The organism is Piscirickettsia litoralis (genome assembly GCF_001720395.1).
Lineage (GTDB): Bacteria > Pseudomonadota > Gammaproteobacteria > Piscirickettsiales > Piscirickettsiaceae > Piscirickettsia > Piscirickettsia litoralis.
Genome location: NZ_MDTU01000011.1, coordinates 8,387 through 13,585, shown reverse-complemented (window position 1 = coordinate 13,585; position 5,199 = coordinate 8,387). Strand labels below are relative to the sequence as shown.

The 5,199-nt window shown below is 38.8% G+C and carries 11 protein-coding genes; 7 read left to right on the top strand and 4 right to left on the bottom strand.

Features of this window, described 5'->3' with window-relative positions:
• Positions 1 to 20 precede the first annotated feature (20 nt).
• From BGC07_RS18935 to BGC07_RS18920, 4 genes are read right to left on the bottom strand one after another with little or no spacing between them, the layout of a single operon-like run.
• The gene (locus tag BGC07_RS18935) at positions 21 to 308 is read right to left on the bottom strand and encodes an IS3 family transposase (protein ID WP_069314614.1); all 288 of its coding nucleotides are present in this window, start codon (positions 306 to 308) and stop codon (positions 21 to 23) included.
• Positions 309 to 360: 52 nt separating this feature from the next.
• On the bottom strand, positions 361 to 564 hold the full coding sequence (locus BGC07_RS18930) for a hypothetical protein (protein WP_069314613.1): 204 nt from the start codon (positions 562 to 564) through the stop codon (positions 361 to 363).
• A gap of 11 nt (positions 565 to 575) precedes the next feature.
• Positions 576 to 1,142 (bottom strand): hypothetical protein, encoded by a 567-nt coding sequence (locus BGC07_RS18925; RefSeq protein ID WP_069314612.1) that lies wholly within the window; start codon positions 1,140 to 1,142, stop codon positions 576 to 578.
• 16 nt (positions 1,143 to 1,158) lie between these two features.
• Positions 1,159 to 1,680: a helix-turn-helix domain-containing protein gene (locus tag BGC07_RS18920; RefSeq protein WP_158007031.1), complete on the bottom strand. Its 522-nt coding sequence runs from the start codon at positions 1,678 to 1,680 to the stop codon at positions 1,159 to 1,161.
• A gap of 279 nt (positions 1,681 to 1,959) precedes the next feature.
• Here BGC07_RS18920 and BGC07_RS18915 point away from each other — a divergent pair, with 279 nt between their 5' ends.
• The 7 genes from BGC07_RS18915 to BGC07_RS24080 are packed head-to-tail and all read left to right on the top strand — an operon-like array spanning position 1,960 to position 4,925.
• Positions 1,960 to 2,958 (top strand): hypothetical protein, encoded by a 999-nt coding sequence (locus BGC07_RS18915; RefSeq protein ID WP_069314610.1) that lies wholly within the window; start codon positions 1,960 to 1,962, stop codon positions 2,956 to 2,958.
• Positions 2,948 to 3,454, top strand: a complete 507-nt coding sequence (locus tag BGC07_RS18910) for a hypothetical protein (protein WP_069314406.1) — start codon at positions 2,948 to 2,950, stop codon at positions 3,452 to 3,454. The genes BGC07_RS18915 and BGC07_RS18910 overlap by 11 nt, the downstream gene beginning before the upstream one ends.
• Positions 3,455 to 3,471: 17 nt before the next feature.
• Positions 3,472 to 3,696 (top strand): hypothetical protein, encoded by a 225-nt coding sequence (locus tag BGC07_RS18905; RefSeq protein WP_069314609.1) that lies wholly within the window; start codon positions 3,472 to 3,474, stop codon positions 3,694 to 3,696.
• A gap of 44 nt (positions 3,697 to 3,740) precedes the next feature.
• Positions 3,741 to 4,070, top strand: coding sequence for a hypothetical protein (locus tag BGC07_RS20295; RefSeq protein WP_139121855.1), 330 nt, complete (start codon positions 3,741 to 3,743; stop codon positions 4,068 to 4,070).
• 39 nt (positions 4,071 to 4,109) lie between these two features.
• Positions 4,110 to 4,430, top strand: coding sequence for a hypothetical protein (locus BGC07_RS18895; RefSeq protein WP_069314607.1), 321 nt, complete (start codon positions 4,110 to 4,112; stop codon positions 4,428 to 4,430).
• Between the two features lie 8 nt (positions 4,431 to 4,438).
• A complete protein-coding gene (gene ssb, locus BGC07_RS22835) occupies positions 4,439 to 4,750 on the top strand; it encodes a single-stranded DNA-binding protein (protein ID WP_235603496.1) in 312 nt (103 codons plus the stop codon).
• Entirely contained in the window at positions 4,641 to 4,925 is a 285-nt protein-coding gene (locus BGC07_RS24080) for a single-stranded DNA-binding protein (protein ID WP_394332149.1), read from the top strand. The genes ssb and BGC07_RS24080 overlap by 110 nt, the downstream gene beginning before the upstream one ends.
• Positions 4,926 to 5,199 lie beyond the last annotated feature (274 nt).

The window sequence follows — 5,199 nt, the reverse complement described above, 5'->3', positions numbered from 1 at the left end:
CTTCCGAATAAAATTAAATTTTACTTCATTTCTTTCGCGAAGAAGGCACTCGCCTTTTTTAAAATTTCTTTCTCCATCTGTAGTTGCTTTACCTGCTTACGCAAAGCTTGAAGTTCATTCTTTTCATCAGGAGTCAGAGTGGAATTTGCCTCTTTATCTTGCTGGTCTTTCCAGCGATAAATCATATTCGTCCTAACACCAACTGCATCGGCAGCTTGTTGAGCACTGTAGCCTTGTTCCGTGACCAAAGCCACCGCTTCTTCTTTAAACGTCGTCGAATAACGCTTGTATTGCTTTTTATCTTTCATAAACACCTCGTTTGAGAATCATATTTATCTCATTGCGAAGTGTCCAGTTTTATTAGGCCAGAATAGCACCAAGCGGTCTAACCAAGCAACCACTTGCAAAAACACTGAAAGACAACAATATTGCTATTGTTTGAACAGACTTAGGGAAAAATTGATCTGCAATAATATATGAAAAATAACCATATAGTATAAAATCATATAACTCTAATGTATTGCCTAGCGCACACCCTGCAATATATTTTTTCCACTGAATCACAGCGATCTCCTTTAGATGATAATTTCTTTGTGTGGTTTAATTAAATCGGGGTTAATTTTTATGATTTTTTGAATACGTGGGGGTGGGTGGTTAATTGAGTATATTTTGTAAATGTCGATCAACTCATTATAGCAATCTATCCCCAATTGATAAATTTCATTTACATTTGACGTGAATATATCAGAACAATTTTTTTTTGATCTTGAGGCACATGATATTAATATGTGGTGGCCATCTTCTTCATGATGTATTACAAAGCCATCATGCATTTTCATTTTTCTTTTTCTAATTGCGTTTATTTCATCAGAAAACTTCAAATGGTTAACATCATCCCACCAATAGTGGGACTTATTGATGAAATTTTGTGGGGTTATAATTCCATCGTAAGATCCGAATCCTGCTTTACAAATTTCATAGGCATGGGCAGGCGTAGATGAAAAAAAAATCATTTCATTTTCGGGGTTCTGAATATTTATTGACATGTGATCTATGCTGTATAAACCAAGGATTTGATTGAGTACCTTTCTCAAAATATAAGCATACTTATATGAAATGTGATGAGCTTCTTCATGAAGCATTGCTCTAACTCCTACCTTACAAGCTCTCGATGGCTTTTGGTTCAATATGCTTTACTGCCCTTTTGATAGAGTTAACTGATAATTTAATTAATTGTTTTGCTTCATTTTCTGGGATGGAAGTACCAATGATACTGTTATAAACATCAATCGAAAAATCAGTTAATTCTGACGATGGAATGATTAGACCGTGTTGACTAACAAGGACTATGATTTCGTTTAATATTAATTTGAATAGATCTACATTTACTATTTGGTATTTTCCTTTAATTTCATCTAGCTGTTCTATGTATTTTATATTGAGAGGTCTTTCTAACCCTGAATTACCATATCCCTGAATTAGCCAATTAGAAGATATGTGTAAAACGTCGCAATAACGAATAATTAGTTCGGGGTGCAAACGTCTAGTACCTGCTTCGTGATGTACATATGTTGTGACATTTATTGAATTTTTTTCCGCAAATTCTTTTGCAGTTTTGTAACCTCTAGCTTTTCTAACTGTTTTTAGTCGGCGACCAACTTCTTTATCGATAATACCCATAATAAAAAATATGCCATAATAAAACCCGTATAGGATTATCATATATTAGTTCCCTGTTTTAACCAAACCAGTTTTTGATTAACATCTATGCGTATTCTTAATATAAATTTAATAGTTGTCAATACTTTTTAATACTTAAAGTAAACCATTGAAATTCAAAAAGTAATGTAGTAACTTAAAAATGCATTATGTATTTTATAATGTTTTTAGAAAATGTGTTTTTGGTGATTTTAAACATAGAAAGTCCTTATCCAAATAAAAATAAAGGGAGAGACCGTTGTGAATGGGGAAATTGAAGGCTTAATCACGCAAAAGTTCGAGGGTAATCTTATGCCTCATATCTGGTACAAAAACCTGAGAACAAGCGCTGGAATGGCCGACATTGTGGCTATCACGATTTTAGCGGATATCGTTTATTGGTACAGGCCACGTGCAATTCAAGAAGATGATGGCACAGTCACCTATCACAAGCGATTTAAAGGGTTATCTAAATGGTTTCGCCCTGGTTATTTCTCGACTAAATTTGGCTTAACGTCTCGCCAAGTCGATGATGCATTGAGACGACTCAAGAAGCAAGGAATCATTAAATATAAAAAAGAAAATGTCGCTACTGATGATGGCAGTACTTATTTTGGTGCAATGCGAGTAGAGCCGATTATTGATAAAGTTTTAGAGATTAGTTCGTTTGAATTATGCGCAAATCAACAGATATCCGTAGAAGAAAATACGGATATCCGTAAAAGTGCGCACGAATATCCGGAAATGCGCAAACGAAAAAACGTAAATGCGCAAACGGATATCCGCGACATAAAAGAGATTACAAAAGAGACTTCAAAAGAGATTAATAATATGCGCAAATCATGCGCAACAGATACTTTGCGCTTTGATGATTTTTGGTCTGAATACCCAATCAAGAAAGACAAGAGGCGAGCCAGAAATATTTGGGCTAAGAAAAAAATCGACGATATTGCTGACGATATTATTTCACATGTAAAACAAGCAAAACTTAATGACAAGGGGTGGCTTGATGGTTTTGCGCCTCACCCGAGCACGTATTTAAACGGCGAACGCTGGAACGATGAAATTATTTCAAGGGAGAAAGAAAATGCAAACAGCACCAGAAATTTGTCAACGGCTGACCTTTACGAACAAAACCTCTATGCCACTGCCGCAGCAGAGCCAGCAAAAGTCATCCCCAACGAAAAGAGCCGATCTGGTTTTTGCGAGGCTGACCAGTCTGTACTCGACGTTCAGCAAACAAGTGACGGTGGCTGGTGATCAGTCTGCAAGCGACTTAAAGACGAATGCTTTAAAAGCGGAGTGGGAAGAGGTTTTGACTGAGTTCACACGCAAAGAAGTGGAAATTGCACTAGGAAAATGCAAGAAACATTTTCACTGGCCGCCATCGATGAAGCAGTTTTATGAGCTATGCCAGGACTTACAGCCGGAGGATTTAGGGCTGCACCCTGAAAGTGTGGCATATCGCATCGCCTATGAGTTGATGATCATGCCTGAGAAAAGCAAGTTAAATGCATGGCCGAATCCCGTGCTGTATGCGACTGCAAAGCAAACACCCTGGGGTGGTACTGATGGAGCAAGCAGCTATCAATTATTTCTGGGGAGCTACAGGGCAAATATCAAGCGGCACCTATGGGGAGAAAAATTTGAGGCAGCACCCAACGTTTGCAAATCGCTGCCACACAAGGGGCCAAGAACAAGTAGGGTTGCTCTTTCTGAATTGGCAATGATGAGAGAAAAACTACGACTTCATTAAAAAAGAGGGAAAACAAAATGTCAGCAGCAGAAATCAAATCAACAGAGGGCTTAAGTAATCGTTGCAAACAAATTGTAAAGGCTATCGATAAATTTTTATCAGGCTATGAGTTGGCGACAAATAAAAATCTGCGCCAATTAGCAATTAATATCGAAGATCATCATGATTTAACCCGAGCTTTAGGTTTAGAGCGATGCACAGAGATTAGCCGTCATGGCGTTGTATTGTACGGAGTGAACTAATGCGACTAAATCCAATAAATGCTTCCATTTTAAAAGAAAGGCACGTGAGATTGCCAAAAGTCTTGAAAGCCTCAAACGGTCGTCCTTGCGTACGTTGCAAAAAACTGGATGGCACTACCGTCTATGCCCATTACACCGGGATAAGACAGCACAGCTTAGGGAAGGGAATGGCGGTTAAATGCCATGATTGCTGTGGTGCTGACTTGTGCAGTGAGTGTCACGCATACTTTGATCAATATCGAGGTTGTGATGGCAGCGAGCAAAGCAGAACCCGCTTGAGTGAGGAGTTTCTTTATTATTGCCAGCTTACCTTAATACGCAATTTTCAAGAGGGTGTTATTGGAGAATTACCCTTAACTAAAAAATATCACTAGATTTTTTACTTTGCTGACTGTACGCCAGAGGGAGATACGATGAAAGATTTTAATTTGCTAGATGATTTAGTCGTTTATCAACGCTTTAGAGAACCGAAAAAGCTAACTCCGTTAGAAGAGCAAAAAAATGAACGTTTACGATTTATGCGTAAATGTGGGCGTAAATTAATGCTGTGTGAAATCGCAGAAGAGTGGAAAGTATCGAGTGCTACAGCTCGGGATTTTTTAGAAGAGAACCAGTGCATTTATTCAAAAAGAGAACAGTTAGGCAGCGGTGTCAGGCGTAAGCATATTAAACCATCCAAGTATACGAATGAATTAATAAGTACGCCGATTATTGGCAAAATTACATTGCATTAGAGGTAAACATGGCTAGAGGAATAAATAAAGTAATCATTGTGGGTAATTTAGGGCGCGATCCTGAAATTCGCTACACCCAGTCAGGTGATGCGATTGCCAATATCACGGTTGCCACCTCCGAAAGTTGGAAAGATCGCAACACGGGGCAGCAACAAGAGAATACGGAGTGGCATCGCATTGTATTGTTTCGTCGTTTAGGTGAGCTTGCAGGTGAATATTTACGCAAAGGTTCACAGGTCTATTATCGAAGGCAAACTAAAAACACGAAAATGGCAAGATCAAAGCGGGCAAGAGCGCTACATCACCGAAATTGTTGCTGACAATATGCAGTTTTTGGGCGGCAAAAATCCAAGTCCAACGCAAAACCATTCACAACCAGTGCAGCAGCCAGGATTAAACCAATATGGCAAGGAATCAAGCGGACTATCACATCAGCCGCCACCGATAGGCTATCAAGGCGTTAAACCATTGCAGGGAGATAGTGATGTACAGTAACCGTAGAATTAGATCATCCGGTGCCATTAAAAATGCAGCTAGAGCGGCACAAATGGGGACCGGAAAATTACAATTTTCAGATAATTTTCTTGCTGAGCATAAAGAAGAAGCGAGGCGTCGAGGCTCTAAGTGCAGTTTAGAGGCATTATACCATTGTCAATGTAAATGCTTGGCAGATCGACAGAAACAAAAATGTTTAAGTGTGTGCGAATCATTAAATTAAGATCAAACGAGGATACTGCCATGCTCGATATGCATCATTATAGGCTAACGG